The following is a 20,748-nucleotide window of genomic DNA, read 5'->3' on the forward strand; positions in this document are numbered from 1 at the left end:
GATCCGGAAGCGGGGCACCGGGCGCAGGTGCATCCGCAGCCGGTTGCCGCTGTGCCGGAGCTGGGCGGCCAGGGCCACCGTGGTCGCGACCAGGGCGGCCGCACCGCCGAGCCAGATCGCGGCGCCGGCGCCGTAACGGTCGGCGAACCAGCCGACCAGCGGCCCGGAGACCGGGTTGACGCCCATGAAGACCAGCACCCAGAGGGCCATCACCCGGCCGCGGTAGGCGGCGTCGGTGCCGAGCTGCACCCGCTGGTTGGCCGCCTGCGCGAACAGGACCATGAAGAACCCGGTGGGTACGAGCGCCGCGACCACCAACCAGTACACCGGCAGGATGCCGACCAGGATGCCGAACGCGCTGAACACCATGGCCGAGGTCAGCACCGTGTAGACCGAGGGCCGGGCCCGCCGGGTGCCGCCGACCAGCGCGCCGACCAGCGCGCCCAGCCCGACCGCGGTGGTGAACAGGCCGAACGAGGCCGCGCCGGTGTGGAAGCCGGTCTTGGCCAGCGCCTGGAGCGTGACCGGGAAGTTGAACAGCGTGAACGCGAGGACGCTCATCAGCACCATGGGGAGCATCAGGTCCGGCCGCCGCCAGACGTAGCGCAGGCCGTCGACCACCTTGGCCGGCTCGCGCGTGGCGGCCGGGGCCAGCTCGGAGCGGTAGAGCTCGGCCGGGCGCATCCGGAACAGGCAGACCAGCGGAGCGACCGCGAGCACGGCGCTGAGCACGAACACCGGGCCGACGTCGAACAGCGCGATCGCCAGGCCGGCCAGCGAGGGGCCGACCACCCGCGCGCTGTTGAAGGTGGCGGCGGACAGGCCGAGCGCGTTGGGCAGCAGCCGGGTCTCGACCAGCTCCGACACGAACGACTGGCGCACCGGCGTCTCGACAGCGCTGGCCACGCCGAGCAGGGTGGCGAACACGTAGACGTGCCAGAGCTGTGCGGCGCCGCTCACGACCAGGATGCTGAACAGCACGCAAAGCGTGGTCCAGGCGAAGTTGGCGACGAAGAGGATCTTGCGCTTGTCGTAGCGGTCGGCGAGCCGGCCGGAGAGCAAGGTCAGCACCAGCACCGGCGTGAACTGCAGCGCCGTGACGATCCCGAGCTGAGCGGCCGTGCCGCCCAACTGGAACACCAGCCAGTCCTGCGTAGTGAACATCATCCACACGCCGATCAGCTTCACCAGCTGACCGAGCGCGAAGAGCCGGTAGTTCCTCACCTGGAGGGACTGGAACGTGGTGTTGAGCCTGGCCCGCAAGGGTGCTGCGCCTCCTCGGAGATACGCGGAAGGTATGCGTCATCCACAAAGGACGAAGCGGCGCGGCCTCAGGCGCGCGCGACCTTCTGCAGGATCTCCGCCGCCCGTCGGAGCGTGTCTCGCTCCTCCGGGGTCAGCGCGGCGAGTCGAGGGGCCAGCCATTCATCGCGGGCCCGCTCGTGCTGGGCAAGGATCGCCCGCCCCGCCTCGGTGGCGGCCAGGATGACCTGGCGCCCGTCGGTCGGGTGCGGGGTGCGTTGCACCAGCCCGCGCTCCTCCAGCTTTGCGACGATCTTGGTCATCGTCGGCGGCTGGACGCGTTCGACATCGGCGAGCTCACGGGGTGACAGCGCGCCCGCCAGCTGAAGGCTGGTCAGGGCGGAGAGCTGGGTGACCGTGAGATCGCCGACGGGGCGGGTCTGCCTGACCCGCCGGTTGAACCGGGTGATCGCGTCGCGCAGCGATGACGCGAGTTGCGCCACCGAGACACGCTTCGCCGTCACCGTCCGCTCCGTCACGATCCTTAGCTTAACTAATGAGCCCGGCTAACAACCAGCGGTTATGGCCGCGGTCACCCTGCTAGGAGATCAACGTCTCGATCGGGCCACGGAGGAAGTAGACCACGAACAGCGCCGCGACGGCGTACAACAGCGGGTGAACCTCCCTTGCCTTCCCCCGGGCGAGCTTGACCAGGGCGTACGCGATGATCCCGGCCCCGATCCCGTTGGAGATCGAGTAAGTGAACGGCATCAGCACGATCGTCAGGAACGCCGGCACCGCGATCTCGTAGTCGGTCCAGTCGATGCTGCGCACGGCCGTCATCATCAGGAAACCGACGATCACCAGCGCGCCCGACGCCGCCTCGAACGGCACCACCGTGACCAGCGGTGCGACGAACATCGCGAGCAGGAAGAGGCCGCCGGTGACCAGGTTGGCCACGCCGGTCCGGGCGCCCTCGGCGACACCCGACGCGCTCTCGATGAACGAGGTGTTGCTGGAGACGCTCGCCGCGCCGCCGGCGGCGGCCGCGACCGAGTCGACGAGCAGGATCTCCCGGGTACGGGGCGGCATGCCGCTCGAGTCGAGCAGGTCGCCCTCCTGGCCGACCGCGACCATCGTGCCCATCGTGTCGAAGAAGTCCGTGATCAACAGGGTGAAGACGAACATCAGGACGATCAGCCAGCCGGCGCGCGACCAGGAGTCGAAGATGTTGAACTTGCCGAGCAGCGACAGGTCGGGCAGGTCGAAGATCTTGTCGGGCAGCGTCGGTACGTTGAGCGACCACCCGGTCGGCACGGGCTTGCCGTCGACGAACGACGGGCCGATGTTGCCGATCGCCTCGACGATCACCGCCAGCACGGTCGCCGACAGGATGCCGATCAGGATCGCGCCCCGGACCCGGCGCACGAACAAGACGATGGTCAGCAGCAGCGCGAACACGAACACCAGCGCGGGCCAGCTGACCAGCCGGCCGTTGATGCCGAGCCCGACCGGCACGGTGGTGCCGGCGGCGTCCGGGATCCGGCGCACGAAGCCCGAGTCGACCAGCCCGATGATCGTCAGGAACAGGCCGATGCCGACCCCGATCGCGGCCTTGAGCTGGGTCGGCACGGCGCGGAAGATGCTCTCCCGCAGGCCGGTGAGCACCAGCACGGTGATCAGCAGGCCCTCGATGACGACCAGGCCCATCGCGTCGGCCCAGGTCATCTGCGGCGCGATCTCGTAGGCGACCATCGCGTTGACGCCGAGGCCGGCGGCCAGCGCCAGCGGGAAGCGGGCGACGACACCCATCAGGATCGTCATCACGCCGGCGACCAGGGCGGTGGCGGCCGCGATGGCCGCGATCGCGAGATGCGCGCCGGTCGCGTCGCTGGCGCTGCCCAGGATCAGCGGGTTGAGCACGACGATGTAGGCCATCGTGAAGAACGTCGCGAAACCGCCGCGCACTTCCCGGCCGATCGTCGACCCGCGGGCGCTGATCGAGAAGTAGCGGTCGAACCCACTCTCCGGGCGGCCTGAGCTGGTGGCCCGCTGTGTGGTCGGTGCCTCGGTCATGCCGGCTCCCCACGGAGATCATCGATTGACGGGGGCATCCTGCCACAGCCGGTGTTTCACCGAAAGATCTTCCTGGTTACCCTTTTCGAGTGGCTGAGCAGCGGCAACAACCTCGGGTGGCACCGCTCGACCCACCGATGACGCCGTTCGCGGTGGGTGGCATCGTCGTCTGGGCGGTCGTCGGGCTGGTGGTGCTCGCCTTTTTCCGCGACGGACGCGAAAACTGGCTGTGGACCTGCCTGGCCGGATTCCTACTCGGATTCCCCGGCCTGGCGGTCATGATCAGGCACGACGCCAACCGTCGCCGGCGCCGGCTGGCCGCACCCGTTCAGTCTTCGACCGACTCGACTTCGCCGTCGTCGTAGACGGTCGGCAGTTCCTCGGCCGGCGCGTTGTCGGCCAGCGCCTCGGAGTGCGCGCCGCAACCGTGGTCGACGCTGACCGCGCGGCCGTCGTCGGGCGCGAACATGTTGCCGCAGACCCCGAACGCCTGGCGCATCGCACCGGCCAGCGGCAGGTAGAAGCCGCAGGTGACGCAGCGTGCCGTCTTCGGCGCGGCCGTCGCGATGGCCGCGTCGGGGCCGTGGTCGCCGTCGTACCACCGCTGCGCGGTCTCCTCGCGCCCTTCCTTCGACATCACCCGGACGCGGCCGAGGCCCAGCTCCCAGGTCACCTCGTCGACGGCCGGGTCGCCCGCGAGCGTGTAGCCCGGCACCAGGCGGTCGTCGTCGGGCGGCGTCAGCAGCAGGTCGCCGACGCCCAGGTCGCCCGGCTGCAGCCGGTCTTGCCAGGGCACCCAGCTCTGGGCGAGGAGCGCGTCGGTGCCGGGCAGCAGCACCGTCTCGCAGATGGTCACGTGCTTGCTGCGCGAGACGCGGGTCACTGTGACCGCCCAGCGCCACCCTCGGTAACCGGGCGTCTCGCAGGCAAAGTAGTGAGTGACCAGTCGCTCGCCCTCGGCGACCACGTCGAGGTGGGGGCCGACCTCCGAAGGGTCGACCTCGGTGACCGCCGACCTCGCGAGGTCTACGGCCGCGGCGCAGACCTGGTCGAGCTTCGCGGATCGCACTGCCGCACTCCTGGTCACCCAGACATTCTTCACTACGCGTGTGGGCCCGCGACAGCGGGATGGGAGAGGATGGCTCCATGCCGTTGATACGTCGCACCGGGTCGACGCTCGGCCGTTTCATCGGCACCACGGTCAAGGGTGGCCGCCTGGTCAGCCGGGGCGTCCGGCGCGGCGTCGGCACCGCCCGCTCGAAGGGCGCCCGCGGCGAAACCGGCATGATGCGCCTGTTCGACCTGCACGCGGCCTCCTGTGCCGGCGACACCCTGATCACCATCGGGCTCGCCGGCACCATCTTCTTCGACGTGCCGCTCGGCGAGGCCCGCGCCAAGGTCGCTCTCTACCTGTTCATAACGATGGTCCCGTTCGCCCTGCTGGCCCCCGTGGTCGGCCCGCTGCTCGACCACTTCCGGCACGGCCGGCGCTGGGCCCTGGCGGCGACCTTCCTCGGCCGGGCCTTCCTGGTCTGGGCGATCGCCGACAACTTCAACTCCTACGCGCTCTACCCGGCGGCCTTCGGGGTGCTGGCCCTCTCCCGGGCCTACGGGGTGGCCAGGTCGGCGGCCGTCCCCCGGCTGCTGCCCGAGGGCCTCGGCCTGTCCCAGGCGGGTGCCCGCGCGAGCATCTACGGCACCGTCGCCGGCGCGATAGCCGCGCCGATCGGGGTCGGCGCCTTCGCGATCGGCCCGGCCTGGCCGCTGCGCATCGCGGCGGTCATCTTCCTGGTCGGCATGGTGATCTCGCTGCGGCTGCCGCCCCGGGCCGACTCCGACCCGCCCGAGACCGTCCCCCGGCCGATAGCCGTGATCTTCGGTGCGTTCGGCCGCAACGGCGACCGGCCGCTGTCCGGCCGGCTGGTGGTCGCGGCGCTGGTCGGCAGTGCCACGCTCCGGGCGTTCTACGGTTTCCTGCTGCTCTTCCTGGCGTTCGCGGTCAAGGGCGGCTATCTCGACACCACGCTGTTCGGCCGCTCGTTCAGCGACGCGATGGCGCTGAGCATCATGGGTGCCGCGCTCGGCGTGGGCACCTTCCTGGCCACCGCGGTCGGCACCCGGCTGCGGATTCACCGGCCGGTGGCGCTGCAGTCGGCCGGCCTGATCATCACCGCGGGCGTGGCGGTGCTGACCACGATCGGCTTCTCGCTCGGCATGGTCGCGCTGCTCTGCCTGGTCACCGCGACCATGAGCGGCATCGCCAAGCTCTCCAACGACGCGACGATCCAGGAACGGGTCCCGGAGCGGATGCGGGCCAGCGCGTTCGCCCACTCCGAGACCGTGCTGATGCTGGCCTTCGTGGCCGGCGGCGGCCTCGGGCTTATCCCGGTCAGCGGCCGGCTCGGCATCGGCCTGCTGGCCGGCGTCGCCGCACTGGCCGCGCTCCGCACCGTGCTGGTCGCCAGCAAGCTGCGCAAGGAACGCCTGCACGGCCGCTTCGACGTGGGCGCCGACGAGACGATCGACGAGTCGGCCCGCGCCGGTGCGCAGCCGACCGACACCGCCCGGCGACCGGCCGCCGACGCGCCACCGCGGCCCCGCCCGGCCACTGGCGGGCCGCCATGGCCAGGCCCAGCCACTCACGCGCCACCGTGGCCCGGCCCGGCCACCGACGGGTCGGCACGGCCGGGTCCGGCCACCGGCGGGAACGCGCGGCCCGGCTCGGCTGCCGAACCCGCGGCCACCGCCGAGTTCCGCCGGTCGGGACGCCGCTGGTGGCGGCGGGCGAAGGTCGACCAGACCAAGCGCACGCTGCCGATGCCAGCCGTCGACCCGGCCGAGGGCGACACCACACAGCAGACCGCGGTCGCACCGCCGGGCTACCACGTCTACCGGCCCAGTGCGGCGGTCGACGGGCCCGGCGAAGACCCGTGGCGCGACACCGCCGGGCCGCCGGCGTGACCGACCTGCTCGTGGTGACGGCCGTCGAAGCCGAGGCCGAGGCGGTCCGGGCCGGGCTCGACGGCCGGCTCACCGTGGCCGCCGTCGGTGTCGGTCCGGCCGCGGCCGCCGCCGGCACCGCCCGACTCCTCGCGCGGGCCGAAGCGGGCGACCGCCCGTACGCCGGCGTGGTCGTGATGGGTATCGGCGGGGGGTTCGCCGGCCGCGTGGAGGTCGGCGGCACCGCCATCGCCACCCGCAGCATCGCGGCCGACCTGGGCGCGGAGAGCCCCGACGGGTTCCTGCCGATCGACGACCTCGGGTTCGGCACGGCCCGGGTCGACGGCGACGCCGGCCTGGTCGCGAGGCTGCGCGCGGCGCTGCCCGACGCGGCCGCGGGCACCGTGCTGTCCGTGAGCACCGTCACGGGCACGGCCGCGACGACCGCCGCGCTCATCGCCCGGTTTCCCGACGCGGTGGCCGAGGGGATGGAGGGCTACGGCGTGGGATGCGCCGCCGCCGGCCTGCCGTTCGCCGAGGTCAGAACGATTTCCAACGTGGTCGGTCCACGCGACCGGGCCGCCTGGCGGATCCCGGCCGCGCTGGCCGCCCTCACCGAGGCCGCGGGGGCCGTGGGGTTAGCGTGAAGGGCATGGCCCTCTCGCTGGCTTTCTCGCCGTGCCCCAACGACACGTTCGTGTTCCACGCCCTCGCACACGGGCTGGTGCCCGGTGCGCCGCCGGTGGAGGTGACCTTCGCCGACGTCGACGTGACCAACACGGCTGCCGAGCAGGGCACGTTCGACCTGGTCAAGGTGAGCTACGCGGCGCTGCCGTGGCTGCTCGACGACTACGAGCTGCTGCCCTGCGGCGGCGCGCTCGGTCGCGGCTGCGGCCCGCTGGTGCTGACCCGCCAAAACGGCCCGCGCGACCTCGACGGGGCCCGGGTCGCGGTGCCCGGCGACCGCACGACCGCCTACCTGCTCTTCCGGCTCTGGGCGCAGGGGCAGCGGCCGGCGGCCATCGACGTCGTGCCGTTCCACGAGATCATGCCGGCGGTCGCGGCCGGTCGCTACGACGCCGGGCTGGTGATCCACGAGGCCCGGTTCACCTACCCACGGCACGGCCTGACCGCCCTGGTCGACCTCGGCGAGTGGTGGGAGGGCGACACCGGGCTGCCGATCCCGCTCGGCGCGATCCTGGCCAAGCGCGGCACCGTCGACCCGGCGCAGGCGACCGCCTGGGTGCGCGAGTCGGTGCGCCGGGCCTGGGCCGATCCGGCCGCCAGCCGCGACTACGTGCTCGCGCACGCCCAGGAGATGGAGCAGTCGGTCGTCGACCAGCACATCGCCCTCTACGTCAACGAGTTCACCGAGGACCTAGGCGACGAGGGCCGCGAGGCGATCGACGCACTCCTCGGCCGCGCCGCGGTGGCGGGGCTCGTCCCTCAGACCTCGAACTCGCGCGCCACCGCGTGGACGAGCTGAGCGACCTGCTGCGCGGTCTTCTTGTCGGGGAACCGGCCCCGGCGCAGGTCGGGCTGGACCCGGGCCTCGAGCACCTTGATCATGTCTTCGACCATGCCGTGCAGTTCGTCGGCGGGCCGGCGGCGCAACTCCGACACCGACGGTGGCGCCTCGATCAGCTTGACGCCGAGCGCCTGCGCACCCTTGCGGCTGTCGACGACGCCGAACTCGATCCGTTGACCGCCCTTGAGGTCGGTGACGCCGGCGGGCAGCGCGCCCTTGGGCAGGAACACGTCGCCACCCTCGTCACTGGTGACGAACCCGTATCCCTTGGTCGCGTCGAACCACTTCACTCGACCGGTCGGCACTGCAACCTCACTGAATCTCGTCCTGCTGTGGACTTGTTGACCTCACAAGGCTAGCCGGACCAACCCAGGAAGCGCCGCCGGGAATTCGCGGAGGTCGGGCAGAACCAGGTGGGCGCCCGCCGTCTCGAGGTCGTCGGCCGAGCACGGGCCGGTCGTGACGCCGACACCCGGCACGCCGGCGGTCCGCGCCGCGACCATGTCGGCGACGTGGTCGCCGACGTAGACCCCGCAGCCGTGCTCGGTCAGCGCCGCCGCCTTGCCCTCGGCGAACAGGTCGCCGGCGACCGCGTCGACGGTGAGGCCGAGGTGCCGCAGGTGCAACTCGGCGAGCCGGCCGAGTTTCGAGGTGACGACCACCACACGGCCGCCCTGCTCCCGGACGGCGTCGACGGCCTCCCGGGCTCCGGGCAGCAACACGGTCGGTGTGATCGCGTAGTCGACGTAGATCTGCCGGTAGGTGGTGACCGCCGACTCGATCTGCTCGGGCGGGAACCAGTGGGCCAGCTCGGTCCGCAACGGCGGGCCGAGCCGGGAAATGGCGGCCTGCTCGTCCACATAGGTGCCGGTGACCGCGGTCAGCTGCCGGAAAGCGGCGGCGATCCCGGGGCGGGTATCGGCCAGGGTCATGTCGAAGTCGAAGCCGACGGCCAGCGAGGTGATCACGGGCCCGATGGTCGCACACGCTGGGGCGGATGGTCGCTCGCGCTCTGGCCGGGTGGTCGGGCGTATAGCGTGGGTAGACGATGACCACCATGCTCGTCGACCACCTGCGGTCGCTGCCAGACGAGACGCTCGCGGCGTTGCTGCGCATGCGTCCGGATCTGGTCGTCCCGGTGCCGTCCGACCTGTCCGCGCTGGCGCTGCGTGCCCAGTCGCGGATGTCGATCGCCCGGGTCCTCGACGGTTTCGACCGGTTCACGCTGGAGATCCTCGATGCGGCCCGGCTCAGCCGGGGCCAGTCCGGCACCACCAGCCTCGAAGCGATCTTCGCGCTGGCCACCGCGGCCGACCACGACGCCGTCCGAGCGGCCATCGGCCGCCTGCGCGCCCGGTTTGTCCTCTACGGCCCGGAGCACGCCCTGTCCGTCGCGACCGGCGTCGACGAGGTTTCCAGCCCCTACCCCGCCGGTCTCGGCCGGCCCGCCGACCTGCTCGACCCGGCCGCGGCCGAACTCGTCGCCGATCCGGCCCGGCTGCGCCGCACGGTACTCGCGGCCCCGCCGCCGGCCCGGGCGGTGCTCGACCGGCTCGCGGCCGGCCCGCCGGTCGGCACGCTGGCCGGCGGTGGGGACGCCGGCTCGCCGGTGCGCTGGCTGGTCGACAACGCCCTGCTCGTGCCGGTGCCCAACCTCGGTTTCGAGCTGCCGCGCGAGGTCGGCCTGCTGCTGCGCCGCGACACCGGCCCGCTCGGCCCGGTGCACCCGGCGCCGCCCGGGCTCGACGCGGCGGCCCGCGAGCCGAAGGCCGTCGACTCCGCCGGCGCCGGCCAGGCGATGGACGCGGTCCGGCACGCCGAGTCGCTGCTGCTGGCCCTGGAGGCCGAGCCCGCGACCGTGCTGCGCTCGGGCGGCCTGGGCGTCCGCGAGTTGCGCCGGCTGGCCCGCGCGGCCGGGCTCGAGGAGGCCGCCGCCGCGACCCTGCTGGAGGCGGCCTACGCCGCGGGCCTGGCCGGCGAGGCCGACGCGCACGCCGCGCCGATCGGCCGACCGGCGCCGGAAACCCAGGTGCTGCCCACCGCACGCTTCGACGCCTGGCGGGCCTCGTCGATCGCCCGCCGCTGGACCGACCTGGCGGCCGCGTGGCTGACCATGACCCGCCAGCCCGGCCTGGTCGGCCAGCGCGACGAGCGGGACCGCCCGATCACCGTGCTGGCGCCCGAGGTCGAGCGCTCCGGCGCGCCGGCCACCCGGCGCACGGTGCTGGCCCTCCTGGGCGCGCAGTCGCCCGGCGTGGCGCCGACGCCCGACGAGTTGCTCGCCCTGCTCGACTGGGAGGCGCCGCGGCGCACCCGCGGCCGGGAGGGCACCTACCGCGAGGTGCTCACCGAGGCGGCGCTGCTCGGCGTCACCGGTCTGGGCGCGCTGACCGCGCAGGGCCGGGCGCTGCTGGCCGACGACGCCGCCGAACTCGGCCACGACCAGCGAGCCGCCGCCGACCCGCTCGGCACCCGCGCCGAGGGCGTCCGCGCACCCGACGACCCGCCGACCGCGGTCAAGGTGCTCGACGCCCTGCTGCCCGCCCCGGTCGACCACTTCCTGCTCCAGGCCGACCTGAGCGTGGTCGTGCCCGGTCCGCCGGAGCCGGAACTCGCGTCCGAGCTCGAGGTCGTCGCCGAGCCGGAGTCGGCCGGCGGCGCGAGCGTCTACCGGGTGACGCCGGAGGCCGTGCGGCACGCGCTCGACACCGGCTACGCGGCCGACGACCTGCACGCGCTGTTCCGCCGCCGGTCGCGCACCCCGGTGCCGCAGGCGCTGACCTACCTGATCGACGACGTGGCCCGCCGGCACGGCGGCCTGCGGGTCGGCAGCACCGGGTCCTACCTGCGCAGCGAAGACGAGGCGCTGATCGCCGAGGTGCTCGCCGACCGCCGGCTCTCCGGTCTGACGCTGCGCAAGCTGGCACCGACCGTGCTGGTCACCCCGCTGGCCAGCGGGCGGCTGCTGCAGGAGTTGCGGGAGGCCGGCTACGCGCCGGTGCCGGAAGACGCCACCGGCGCGACCGTGCGCGGCCGGGTCCGGGTCCGTCGCGCGCCCGCCCGCAGCAGCGGGCTGGCCCGGTTGGGCGCGGCGGGCGCCGTCGACGCGATCGCCGGGGTGCAGCTGACCCAGCCGCGGCTGCTCGGCATCGTCGAGCAGATCCGGCGCGGCGACGCGGCGGTCCGGGCGTCCCGCCGAGCGCCGGCCGCCGTGCGACCGGGCAACGGCAGCGGCCCGGTCGCGGTGCAGACGCATACCCAGGCGCTGGCCGTGCTCCAGCAGGCGATTCGCGACAAGGCACTGGTCTGGGTCGGCTACGTCGACGCGCACGGCTCGACGACGTCCCGCCTGGTCCGCCCGGTCTCGATCGGCGCCGGCTACCTGCGCGCCGAAGACGAGCGCACCGAGATGCTGCACACCTTCGCCCTGCACCGGATCAGCGCCGCCGTGCTCGACTGAGCCCTACTCCTTCGCGGCGACCAGCCGGATCGCGGGGGTACGGGTGGCCGACAGCGTCGTCAGCACGCTGGCCGTCGCGACCACGACCACCGCGACCGCGACCACGGCGCTGCCCAGCGCCCACGGCACGCTGGCGACGCTGACGCCGATCATGTCGCGCACGGCGGCGGCCATCCCGGCCAGCGTGCCAGCCGCGGCCAGGATGCCGAGCAGCACACCGATCGCGACCACGCCCATCGACTCCGCGAGCGCGGCGCCGACCACCTGGCCTCTGGTCAGGCCGGTGACCCGGGCGGCGGCGAACTCGGCCCGGCGGTCCGACGCGGCGATCACGACGGCGTTCACCATCGCGATCAGCGTGTAGACCATCGCCATGCCGAGCAACGCGATCATGATGTTGGTGCTCATCTGCTGCTGGTCGTCGGTGTAGGCGTCGACCCACTGCGTGGTGGTCATGACCTGCCCGAGCCCGGCGAGCCCGGTGGCGACCGCGGTCGGATCGGCGGCCTGGATGACGTACTGCCGCGGGCCAGCGCGCATGAGGTCGGCCGGGAGCAGGATGTAGGGGCCGGAAACCGTCTCCGGCAGCAGCGCGACCACTCGCAACTGCTGCGGGCCGCCGTCCATGTGCACCGGCATCATGTCGCCGATCCGCCAGCCGCCGCTCTCACTCGGGCTGATCGCGACCGTCGCACCGCGCAGGTCGGCGAGGTTGCCGGCGGTCGCCACCATCCGATGTGTCGCGGTGTATCCGGCGGGATCGATGGCCAGGCCGGTCGTCCCCTCGAATTCCAGGCCGTCTTCGCCGTCGTCCTCGCCGATGTCGAAGCTGACCTGCCCCTCCTCGGAGACGGCCTCGACGCCGGGCAGGGCGGCCACCTGGTCGCGCACCGGCCGGTCCGTCGTGAGCACCAGGTCGGCGCGCAGGTCGCGGCTGATCTCCTGCCGGCCGGCCTCGGTGATCGTCCCGGTGGTGCCGGCCATCCCGACGACGAACGCCACCAGCACCATGATCGGTGCCGCCGTTGACGCGCTGCGCCGCACGCCGGTGCGCAGGTTGGCGTGCGCCAGCACGCCCAGCCGGCCGCGGAAGACCAGCCCGAACGGCAGCGCCACCAGCGGCACGATCAGTGGTGCGAACGCCGCGAACGCGGTGACCAGGGTGAACGACGCGCAGATAGACAGCGGCAGGGCCGCCTCGCCACCGACCGCCGCCACCACGCTCAGCATCGCGATGCTGCCGGCGAGGAAGATGACGCCGAACACCCAGCGGGACGCGGTCATCACCCGGCCCGCGCCGCCGACGTCCCGGAGCGCTTCGAGCGGGCGCACCTTGCCGGCCCGCCGGGAGGCCGCCAACACCCCCAGCACGGCGACGCCGATGCCGACGCCGGCGGAGACGCCGAGAATCCACTCCCGCCACTGGCCGGTGAAGCCGGCCGGCACGAAGCCGAACCGGTCGAGCATCGCGCCCTGCAGCCGCATGACCGGCAGGCCGAGCAGCGCGCCGAAGGCGGAGCCGAGGACGCCGAGCAGCAGCGCCTCACCCACCAGCAGCGTGCGGATCTGGCCACGGGCCGCCCCGGTCATCCGGAGCAGCGCCAGGTCACGGCGGCGCTGCGCCACGGTGAACGCGAACGTCGAGCTCACCACGAAGATGGCGACGAAGACGGCCAGGCCGAGCGTCATGCCGAGCAGGGAGATCGCGCCGACGTACCCGTCGCGAATGGCCCGTTCCTGTTCGGGTGGCAGCCCTGGCGGCACCTTCGCGGTGGCGGCCGACACCAGGGTGAGCAGTGACGACTGCACCAGCGCGACGCCGAGGCAGACGCTGATGATGGCGCCGACGAAGACCTGCCAGCGGTCCCGGAAGGTGCTCCACGACATCCGCAGCATGGCTATTCCTCCCAGCGCGCGAGCCGGTCGGCGACCGCCCGGGTGGTCGGCCGCTCCAGCCGGTCCACCACTCGCCCGTCGCCGAGGAAGACCACCTGGTCGGCGGCCGCGGCGGCGGCCGGGTCGTGGGTGACCATGACGATCGTCTGCCCGCTGGTCTCGACCATCCCGCGCAGCATCCGCAGCACGGTGCGGGCCGACTTGGTGTCGAGCGCGCCGGTCGGCTCGTCGGCGAAGAGCACGGCCGGCCGGGTGACCATCGCGCGGGCGATCGCCACCCGCTGCTGCTGGCCGCCCGACAGCTCGGCTGGACGGTGCCGGGCCCGGTCGGCCAGGCCGACCGAAGCGAGCACCTCGCGCACCACCTTGCGGGGCGGCCGCTGCCCGGCGAGTCGCAGCGGCATGGCCACGTTCTGCTCGGCGGTGAGCGACCCGATGAGGTTGAAGCTCTGGAAGACGAAGCCCAACACCCGCCGGCGCAGCTTGGTCAACTCGGCGTCGGTCGCGTCGGTGATGTCCTGCCCGGCGACCAGCACCCGGCCGTCGGTGACCCGTTCCAGGCCGGCGGCGCAGTGCAGCAGCGTCGACTTGCCGGAACCGGACGGGCCCATCACCGCCGTCCACGAGCCGGTCGGGAAGCCGATGTTCACATTGTCCAGTGCGCGCACGGTCGCGGTTCGCGCCCCGTACACCCGGGTCACCCCGTGTAGTTCGACCGCTGATGGGGTCGTTCCCGGCGCGTCCAGCGGCCGGTGCGTCGCCTGCGTCTCCACCTACTCATTGCACCCGTCGCGCCTCGCGAGATCAGTAACGCCAACGGGCCTCTTGGCGGTAGGGCTGGCCGGACCGCCCTCCGTCGGGGCGTGGCTCTCCCGGCGTGTCGCGGTCGCCACGCCGGCCGCCCGCGGCCCGCGGCCCACGGCCCACGGCCGCGGCTGGCCCCGACCTAGCCGAAGGCCCGGCGGAGGCTGCCGACGATGGAGACGAACAGCAGCGCGGCGAAGCCGGTGCCGGCCGACTCGCCGACCGAGGCGACGAAACCCTGTCGTTGGACCAGCCAGCCGTAGAGGAACCAGCCGAACACCAGCACGCCCAGCAACGCGTAGGCGGCGACGGTCACCCGCGAAACGGGTGCGACCGCCCGCCCCGACTCATCGATGCCCATGACACTCAGCGTCGCACAACCGGGGCGCTCACGTGCCGGGGCGCCGCCCGTACACGTGGACCGGGGTGCCGACCTTGCCCAGGCTCCACAGCTTGCGGGCGTCGGTGGGCAGCAGGTTGACGCAGCCGTGCGAGCCGATCGCGCCGTTGTGGATGTAGGTGGTCGTCTCGTGGAAGCCGATCCCGTTGATGAAGTGTTGCCAGTAGGGCAGCCACACCTCGTAGGGGTTGGACCACTCCTTGAGGTTGCGGAAGTTGATCTTGTAGTTGCCGGCCGGCGTCTGGAAGCCGCCGGCCATGCCGGTGCGGGTCACGGTCGGCCCGAGGATCACCTTGCCGCCGCGGATGGCCATGACGGTCTGGTTGGTCAGGTCGACGCAGAACGTCAGACCGCTGCCGGCCTTGCACTTGCGGGGGTCGGTGGCGGCGATCCGCTTCGCCACGTCGGCCGTGGTCGGACCGGCGCGGCCCGCGGCCGGCGAGATGCCGAACCGCTGCTGGAAGCTCTTGATGGTCTTGCAGTCCTGCGCCGACTGCTTGCCGTCGACCGTGATCGGCCCGAACGAGCCGAGGTCGGCCAGGACCGCCTCGACCTCGCGCTGGCGCTCGCCGGTCGGGCAGCCCACGGGCGTGGTCTTCGGCTTGGGTTTCGGCTTTGGCTTTTGGGTGGTTTTGCTCGGCTCCGGGGTCGATGTGGCTTCCGGAGTGCCCGGTGTTGCCGTGGCGGTCGGGTCCGGCGGGCCGCTCGCCCCCGTTCCGGCCGTCGCGCTCACCGGCACCGGATTCGCACCCGCCGCCGAAGGCTGCGACGGCGCGAACGCACACGCGCCGGCACCGACCACCGTGACGATCGCGACGGCGACGAGACGCACGGTCGTTCCGCGCACACCATGCATCGAGAGGCCCTCCCCAGAGCGGTCGTCGATTGATAGACGTTCGGGAACCCCCGACGGTTGCGGATCGTTTCACGTTTTCTTCCGTGCAACACTGGAGGGTCGCTTTCCGGACCCCTGGAGTGCCCGCGTGAACAACGGCCCGCTGATCGTCCAGTCCGACAAGACCCTGCTGCTCGAGGTCGACCACCCCGACGCGCTCGCCTGCCGGATGGCCATCGCGCCTTTCGCCGAACTCGAGCGCTCACCCGAGCACGTGCACACCTACCGGCTGACCCCGCTCGGCCTGTGGAACGCGCGCGCCGCCGGCCACGACGCCGAGAGCGTGGTCGACGCGTTGATCAAGTTCTCCCGCTATCCGGTGCCACACGCCCTGCTGGTCGACGTCGCCGAGACGATGGACCGCTACGGGCGGCTGCAACTGGTCAACCACCCCACCCACGGGCTGACGCTGCACGCCACCGACCGGGTGGTGCTGATCGAGGTGGCCAAGAGCAAGAAGCTGGCCGGGATGCTCGGCGCCAAGGTCGACGACGACACCATCGTGGTCCACCCCTCCGAGCGCGGCCGCCTCAAGCAGGCCCTGCTCAAGCTCGGCTGGCCGGCCGAAGACCTGGCCGGCTACGTCGACGGCGAGGCGCACGAGATCGACCTCGCGCAAGACGGCTGGCACCTGCGCTCCTACCAGCAGGAGGCGGTCCAGTCGTTCTGGGCCGGCGGCTCCGGCGTGGTCGTGCTGCCCTGTGGCGCCGGCAAGACGCTGGTCGGCGCGGCGGCGATGGCCGAGGCCAAGGCGACCACGCTGATCCTGGTGACCAACACGGTCGCCGGCCGGCAGTGGAAGCGCGAGTTGATCGCCCGCACCTCGCTGACCGAGGAGGAGATCGGCGAATACTCCGGCGAGCGCAAGGAGATCCGGCCGGTCACCATCGCCACCTACCAGGTGCTGACCACCCGGCGCGGTGGCCAGTTCAGCCACCTCGACCTGTTCGGCGCCCGCGACTGGGGTCTGGTCATCTACGACGAGGTGCACCTGCTCCCGGCACCGATCTTCCGGTTCACCGCCGACCTGCAGGCCCGGCGCCGGCTCGGGCTGACCGCGACGCTGGTCCGCGAAGACGGTCGCGAGGGCGACGTGTTCTCGCTGATCGGGCCCAAGCGCTACGACGCGCCGTGGAAAGACATCGAGGCGCAGGGCTGGATCGCGCCGGCCGAGTGCACCGAGGTGCGGGTGACCCTCACCGACGAGGAGCGGATGGCGTACGCGACCGCGGAGACCGACGAGCGCTACCGGGCGGCCGCGACCGCGCGTACCAAACTGCCCGTGGTCCGGGCCCTGGTCGAGAAGCACAAGGGCGACCAGATCCTGGTGATCGGCGCCTACATCGACCAGTTGCACCAGATCGGCGACTATCTCGACGCCCCGATCGTGCAGGGCGCCACCACCAACAAGGAGCGCGAGCGGCTGTTCGACGCGTTCCGCACCGGCGAGATCCCGACCCTGGTCATCTCCAAGGTCGGCAACTTCTCCATCGACCTGCCCGAGGCGGCGGTGGCGATCCAGGTGTCGGGGACGTTCGGCTCGCGCCAGGAAGAGGCGCAGCGACTCGGCCGGGTGCTGCGGCCCAAGGCCGACGGGCGGCAGGCGCACTTCTACACGGTGGTGTCACGGGACACGATCGACACCGAGTACGCCGCGCACCGGCAGCGGTTCCTGGCCGAGCAGGGTTACGCGTACACCATCGTCGACGCCGACGACGTGCTCGCCTAACGACCCACCCGCGGGCCGACCGCCGGCGGGCTGTTGGGCACCTTGGGGCCCTTCTCGAGCAGGGGGGCCATCAGGTCGCCGAACTCGGCGACCCGGTCGAGCACCTCGCTGGCGGTGAACTGGCGCACGGCGCCGTCTTCGACCTCGTCCCAGGTCAACGGCGTCGAGACGGTGGGTGTCGGCTGGGCCCGCAGCGAATAGGCGGCGACCGTGGTCTTGGCCGCGGCGTTCTGGCTCCAGTCGATGAACACCTTGCCCGGGCGGAGGTTCTTGGCCATCTTCGAGGTGATCAGGCGCGGGTGGGCCTTCTCCAGTTCTTCGGCGATCACCTTCGCGTACCCGGTGACGATCTCCGCCGGCTGGCTGCCGGCGATCGGGCAGCACAGTTGCATGCCCTTCTTGCCGGAGGTCTTCGGATAGCTGTCGATGCCGTCGGCGGCCAGCCGCTCGCGCAACAGCGCGGCGACCCCGGCGCACTCGGCGAGCCCGGCCGGCGCGCCGGGGTCGAGGTCGACCACCATCAGGTCGGGCTTGGGCTCCTTGCTCCGGCCGATCCGCCACTGTGGAGTGTGCAGTTCCAGACCGGCCATGTTGGCCACCCAGACCAGGGTGGGCAGGTCGTCGCAGACGACGAAGTCGATCGTCTCCCGGCCTTGGCTGGAGCCGGGGGTGGGCAACTCCTTGAGGCGGACCCATTTCGGCGTGCCGGCGGGCGCGTTCTTCTCGAAGAACGACGGACCGTCGACGCCGTTGGGATAGCGGATCCGGGTCAGCGCCCGGTCGCGCAGGTGCGGCAGCAGGATCGGGCCGACCTGGGTGTAGTAGTGGATGACCTCACCCTTGGTGAACCCGGCGGCCGGATAGAGGACCTTGTCCAGGTTGGACAGTTCCACCTCCTGACCCTCGACCTCCACCCGGATGCGGGTCGGCTGCTTAACCATCGGTCACGTCCTCCGGCGTCATGTCGGGTCGCAGCCGGAGGAACCGCGGGAACCGCAGGCGGCCGTCCGGCGTTTGCTGGCCGTATCGCACTTCGAGCACGATGTCCGGCTTTACCCAGATCGCGCCCCGCGCATCCTCCCGGGGCACCGACTGATCGCCTGTCACGAACGGGCTGTCGGTCGCGACCAGGGGTTCGAGCACCTTCAGCAGCGCCCGTTCGGACGCGGCGCTGATGCCGCCGCCGACCCGGCCGCGGAAGGCCAGGCCCGCCTCGGTGGGCGCGCCGACCAGCAGCCCGCCGATCTTGCGGACGCCGGGGCGCCAGCCGCCGATCACGAACTCGGCGGTGCTCTCCAACTTGACCTTGACCCAGTCGGGGGTACGGACGCCGGCGCGGTAGAGCGACCCGGCGCGCTTGGCGACCACGCCTTCGAGGTGGTATTCCTCGGCCGCCGCCAGCGTGGCCTCGCCGTCGGTGAAGGTCGGCGGGACGGCCCAGTGCGGGGCGCCGAGCCCGAGGCCGTCGAGGATCGCCCGCCGCTCGGTCAGCGGCCGGCCGCTGAGGTCTTCGCCGTCGAGCCGGAGCAGGTCGAAGATCATGTAGGTGACCGGCAGCGTGGCGGCCAGCCGCGCGGCCCGGGCCTTGTCGCGCACGTGCATCCGCTCTGCGAGCTGCGTGAACGACGGGACGCCCTGTGTGTCGAAGACCACGACCTCACCGTCGAGGAGGGCGTCGCCGGCCACGTCGGCGAGCCCGGCGAGCTCCGGATAGGCAGCGGTGATCTCGGCGCCCGAGCGGGCCCATATCCGTCGCTGCCCGGCGGAGATATCGGCGATAGCGCGTACGCCATCCCATTTGAACTCGTAAATCCAGCCGGCACCGGACGGCAGCTCACCTGTGGTGGCCAGCATCGGTTTGATCGGCACGGTTTTACCCTAGGCGGCCCGCACGCTGGTAAGAAGCCCGTAACGGTGCGAGCATGGTCCGTGTCCGGGCTGCTATCCGGCGGCGGGGGTTTTCGGGCAGCACGATGGGAGCGTCATGCGCGCAATCTGGAAGGGCGCCGTTTCGTTCGGCTTGGTGTCGATCGCGGTTCGGCTCTATTCAGCGACCGAGGAAAAGGACATCCGGTTCCACCAGGTGCACCGGGAAGACGGCGGCCGGATCCGTTACAAGCGCACCTGCTCGGTCTGCGGCGAAGAGGTCACCTACGACGACATCGCCAAGGGCTATGACATCGGCGGCGGCGAGATGGTCATCCTGAGCGACGAAGACTTCGCCGACCTGCCGCTCTCCACCTCCCGGGCCATCGACGTGCTGGAGTTCGTCCCCGCCGAGCAGGTCGACCCGATCCTCTACAACAAGGCCTACTTCATGGAGCCGGAGGGCACGGCCACCAAGCCCTACGTGCTGCTCCGCGACGCCCTGCGCGACTCCGACCGGGTGGCGATAGTCAAGGTCGCCCTGCGCCAGCGCGAGCAACTGGCGACGCTGCGCGTCCGCGACGGCGTGCTCCTGCTCAACACCATGTTGTGGCCCGACGAGATCCGCAAGGCCGACTTCGGCTTCCTCGACGAAGACATCTCGGTGCGCCCGCCCGAGCTGGCAATGGCCAGCTCCTTGATCGACTCGATGGCCGGCGACTTCGTGCCGGACGCGTTCACCGACGACTACCGGGCCGCGCTCCAGGAGGTCATCGACGCCAAGGTCGAGGGCCGCGAGATCGTCCAGCCCGAGGAGCAGGAAGAGGCCCCGTCGGCGGCGGTCGACCTGATGGCGGCGCTGAAGGCGTCGGTCGAACGGGCCCGCGCGGCCCGCGGCGAAGCACCGGCCGACACCGACGAGGGCGAGGCCCGCCCGGCGACGCCGATCACCGCGGCCAAGAAGGCGGCCAAGAAGGCCGAGCCCGCCGCGAAGAAGGCCGCACCCGCTAAGAAGACGGCCGCGGCCAAGAAGGCCGAGCCCGCCGCCAAGAAGGCCCCGGCCAAGAAGACCACCCGCAAGTCGGCCTAAGGCGCGATGGCTCGACGGAGGTCTTTGAGCAACAGGAGCAGGTGCATCGGGTCGGTCGGGCTGGGCTCGAACTTGGCCAGTCGCAGGTAGAAGTCGCGCGCCGACTCCGACTCGCAGTGGATCAACACCGCGCGAACGCCGATCACCTCGGCGGCGCCCGCGATGCGGCGGAGGGCGTCGACGACCAGCGCCCGGCCGAGGCCGACGCCCTGCACCGTCTTGTCGACGCCGAGCCGGGTGAGGATCACGACCGGCTGGTAGTAGCGCCCGGCGCCCTGCATCATCCGCCGTGACGCGGACGCCGGGGCGACGCTGCCCGCGGCCAGCGCGTAGAAGCCGACCACCCGGTCTTCGTCTTCCTCGACCCCGCGCACCACATAGACCCGCGACAGGCCGGCCCGGTGTGCCTGGAGCGCGTGGTCGACCAGCCACTCCGACTGCGCCGCCGAGCCGCAGTCGAAACCGGCCAGCGCGTGGGTGGGCGACAGCGGCTCGACAGCGGTGAGGCGGAAGCTCACGTGCCATCTCCGGGCCGGTGCGGGTCAAGCACAGTCGGTGCGGTCAGCAGGTCGCGCAGGCCGGTCACCTCGGCGGCTGGGCGGTCGAGCGCCTCGTCAAAGGCCTGCCACGCGTCGTCGTCGAGCACGAAGACGCGGCGGTCGGCGAGCACGCTGGCCGCCGCCTCGGTGGCGGCGGTCAACACGAACGTCGACACCGTCGAGCCGGTGGCCTCGCTCGCGGCCTCGAGCAGGGCCTTCTGCTCCGGATCGAGACGTAGGTGCAGCCGCTCAGCCTTCGCGCTCATGTTTCGAGCGTACGCAC

20 protein-coding genes and 1 pseudogene are annotated in these 20,748 nt (G+C 72.2%); 7 read left to right on the plus strand and 14 right to left on the minus strand.

Annotated features, from left to right (window positions below):
• The 3 genes and pseudogenes from AB0J74_RS19560 to AB0J74_RS19570 all read right to left on the minus strand — a co-directional run.
• Positions 1–1,263: pseudogene (locus AB0J74_RS19560) on the minus strand (MFS transporter); the annotation flags it as partial.
• Between the two features lie 68 nt (positions 1,264–1,331).
• Positions 1,332–1,781, minus strand: a complete 450-nt coding sequence (locus tag AB0J74_RS19565) for a MarR family transcriptional regulator (protein WP_363449753.1) — start codon at positions 1,779–1,781, stop codon at positions 1,332–1,334.
• A gap of 61 nt (positions 1,782–1,842) precedes the next feature.
• Positions 1,843–3,318, minus strand: coding sequence for an NCS2 family permease (locus AB0J74_RS19570; protein WP_363449755.1), 1,476 nt, complete (start codon positions 3,316–3,318; stop codon positions 1,843–1,845).
• 137 nt (positions 3,319–3,455) lie between these two features.
• Here AB0J74_RS19570 and AB0J74_RS19575 point away from each other — a divergent pair, with 137 nt between their 5' ends.
• Positions 3,456–3,683 carry a DUF2530 domain-containing protein gene (locus AB0J74_RS19575; RefSeq protein ID WP_363450218.1) on the plus strand — a complete coding sequence of 76 codons (228 nt, stop codon included), beginning with the start codon at positions 3,456–3,458 and terminating at the stop codon, positions 3,681–3,683.
• Here AB0J74_RS19575 and AB0J74_RS19580 read toward each other — a convergent pair.
• The gene (locus AB0J74_RS19580) at positions 3,647–4,420 is read right to left on the minus strand and encodes a DUF3027 domain-containing protein (RefSeq protein WP_363449757.1); all 774 of its coding nucleotides are present in this window, start codon (positions 4,418–4,420) and stop codon (positions 3,647–3,649) included. The genes AB0J74_RS19575 and AB0J74_RS19580 overlap by 37 nt on opposite strands.
• Positions 4,421–4,464: 44 nt before the next feature.
• Between AB0J74_RS19580 and AB0J74_RS19585 the strand changes: the two genes are divergently transcribed.
• From AB0J74_RS19585 to AB0J74_RS19595, 3 genes are read left to right on the plus strand one after another with little or no spacing between them, the layout of a single operon-like run.
• Positions 4,465–6,279 carry an MFS transporter gene (locus AB0J74_RS19585; RefSeq protein WP_363449759.1) on the plus strand — a complete coding sequence of 605 codons (1,815 nt, stop codon included), beginning with the start codon at positions 4,465–4,467 and terminating at the stop codon, positions 6,277–6,279.
• On the plus strand, positions 6,276–6,905 hold the full coding sequence (locus AB0J74_RS19590; protein WP_363450220.1) for a futalosine hydrolase: 630 nt from the start codon (positions 6,276–6,278) through the stop codon (positions 6,903–6,905). Before AB0J74_RS19585 ends, AB0J74_RS19590 begins: the two co-directional genes overlap by 4 nt.
• A 5-nt stretch (positions 6,906–6,910) precedes the next feature.
• Positions 6,911–7,744, plus strand: coding sequence for a 1,4-dihydroxy-6-naphthoate synthase (locus AB0J74_RS19595; RefSeq protein WP_363449761.1), 834 nt, complete (start codon positions 6,911–6,913; stop codon positions 7,742–7,744).
• Here the strand turns inward: AB0J74_RS19595 and AB0J74_RS19600 are convergent.
• Together AB0J74_RS19600 and AB0J74_RS19605 are read right to left on the minus strand one after the other, a co-directional pair.
• The gene (locus AB0J74_RS19600) at positions 7,705–8,091 is read right to left on the minus strand and encodes a cold shock domain-containing protein (protein WP_363449763.1); all 387 of its coding nucleotides are present in this window, start codon (positions 8,089–8,091) and stop codon (positions 7,705–7,707) included. The genes AB0J74_RS19595 and AB0J74_RS19600 overlap by 40 nt on opposite strands.
• A gap of 42 nt (positions 8,092–8,133) precedes the next feature.
• Positions 8,134–8,751: an HAD hydrolase-like protein gene (locus tag AB0J74_RS19605; RefSeq protein WP_363450222.1), complete on the minus strand. Its 618-nt coding sequence runs from the start codon at positions 8,749–8,751 to the stop codon at positions 8,134–8,136.
• An 83-nt stretch (positions 8,752–8,834) separates the two neighbouring features.
• Here AB0J74_RS19605 and AB0J74_RS19610 point away from each other — a divergent pair, with 83 nt between their 5' ends.
• Positions 8,835–11,246, plus strand: a complete 2,412-nt coding sequence (locus AB0J74_RS19610) for a helicase-associated domain-containing protein (RefSeq protein ID WP_363449765.1) — start codon at positions 8,835–8,837, stop codon at positions 11,244–11,246.
• Between the two features lie 3 nt (positions 11,247–11,249).
• Here AB0J74_RS19610 and AB0J74_RS19615 read toward each other — a convergent pair whose 3' ends face one another.
• From AB0J74_RS19615 to AB0J74_RS19630, 4 genes are all read right to left on the minus strand, one after another.
• Entirely contained in the window at positions 11,250–13,142 is a 1,893-nt protein-coding gene (locus AB0J74_RS19615) for an ABC transporter permease (protein WP_363449767.1), read from the minus strand.
• A 2-nt stretch (positions 13,143–13,144) separates the two neighbouring features.
• On the minus strand, positions 13,145–13,915 hold the full coding sequence (locus tag AB0J74_RS19620; RefSeq protein ID WP_363449769.1) for an ABC transporter ATP-binding protein: 771 nt from the start codon (positions 13,913–13,915) through the stop codon (positions 13,145–13,147).
• Positions 13,916–14,088: 173 nt separating this feature from the next.
• Entirely contained in the window at positions 14,089–14,307 is a 219-nt protein-coding gene (locus AB0J74_RS19625; RefSeq protein ID WP_363449771.1) for a hypothetical protein, read from the minus strand.
• 28 nt (positions 14,308–14,335) lie between these two features.
• Positions 14,336–15,202, minus strand: a complete 867-nt coding sequence (locus AB0J74_RS19630; protein WP_363449773.1) for a L,D-transpeptidase family protein — start codon at positions 15,200–15,202, stop codon at positions 14,336–14,338.
• Between the two features lie 127 nt (positions 15,203–15,329).
• Here AB0J74_RS19630 and AB0J74_RS19635 point away from each other — a divergent pair, with 127 nt between their 5' ends.
• Positions 15,330–16,970, plus strand: coding sequence for a DNA repair helicase XPB (locus AB0J74_RS19635; RefSeq protein WP_363449775.1), 1,641 nt, complete (start codon positions 15,330–15,332; stop codon positions 16,968–16,970).
• On the opposite strand, the gene ligD (AB0J74_RS19640) is transcribed toward AB0J74_RS19635, so the two are convergent.
• Positions 16,967–17,911, minus strand: a complete 945-nt coding sequence (gene ligD / locus AB0J74_RS19640; protein ID WP_363449777.1) for a non-homologous end-joining DNA ligase — start codon at positions 17,909–17,911, stop codon at positions 16,967–16,969. The two genes, AB0J74_RS19635 and ligD (AB0J74_RS19640), sit on opposite strands and share 4 nt — an antisense overlap.
• Positions 17,904–18,824 (minus strand): non-homologous end-joining DNA ligase, encoded by a 921-nt coding sequence (gene ligD / locus AB0J74_RS19645; protein WP_363450224.1) that lies wholly within the window; start codon positions 18,822–18,824, stop codon positions 17,904–17,906. Before ligD (AB0J74_RS19645) ends, ligD (AB0J74_RS19640) begins: the two co-directional genes overlap by 8 nt.
• 130 nt (positions 18,825–18,954) lie before the next feature.
• Here ligD (AB0J74_RS19645) and AB0J74_RS19650 point away from each other — a divergent pair, with 130 nt between their 5' ends.
• Positions 18,955–19,926, plus strand: coding sequence for a Ku protein (locus AB0J74_RS19650; protein WP_363449779.1), 972 nt, complete (start codon positions 18,955–18,957; stop codon positions 19,924–19,926).
• On the opposite strand, the gene AB0J74_RS19655 is transcribed toward AB0J74_RS19650, so the two are convergent.
• The gene (locus AB0J74_RS19655; protein ID WP_363449781.1) at positions 19,923–20,444 is read right to left on the minus strand and encodes a GNAT family N-acetyltransferase; all 522 of its coding nucleotides are present in this window, start codon (positions 20,442–20,444) and stop codon (positions 19,923–19,925) included. The two genes, AB0J74_RS19650 and AB0J74_RS19655, sit on opposite strands and share 4 nt — an antisense overlap.
• Positions 20,441–20,731: a DUF1778 domain-containing protein gene (locus AB0J74_RS19660; RefSeq protein ID WP_363449783.1), complete on the minus strand. Its 291-nt coding sequence runs from the start codon at positions 20,729–20,731 to the stop codon at positions 20,441–20,443. The genes AB0J74_RS19655 and AB0J74_RS19660 overlap by 4 nt, the downstream gene beginning before the upstream one ends.
• Positions 20,732–20,748 lie beyond the last annotated feature (17 nt).

It is taken from the genome of Asanoa sp. NPDC049573, assembly GCF_040676615.1.
GTDB lineage: Bacteria > Actinomycetota > Actinomycetes > Mycobacteriales > Micromonosporaceae > Asanoa.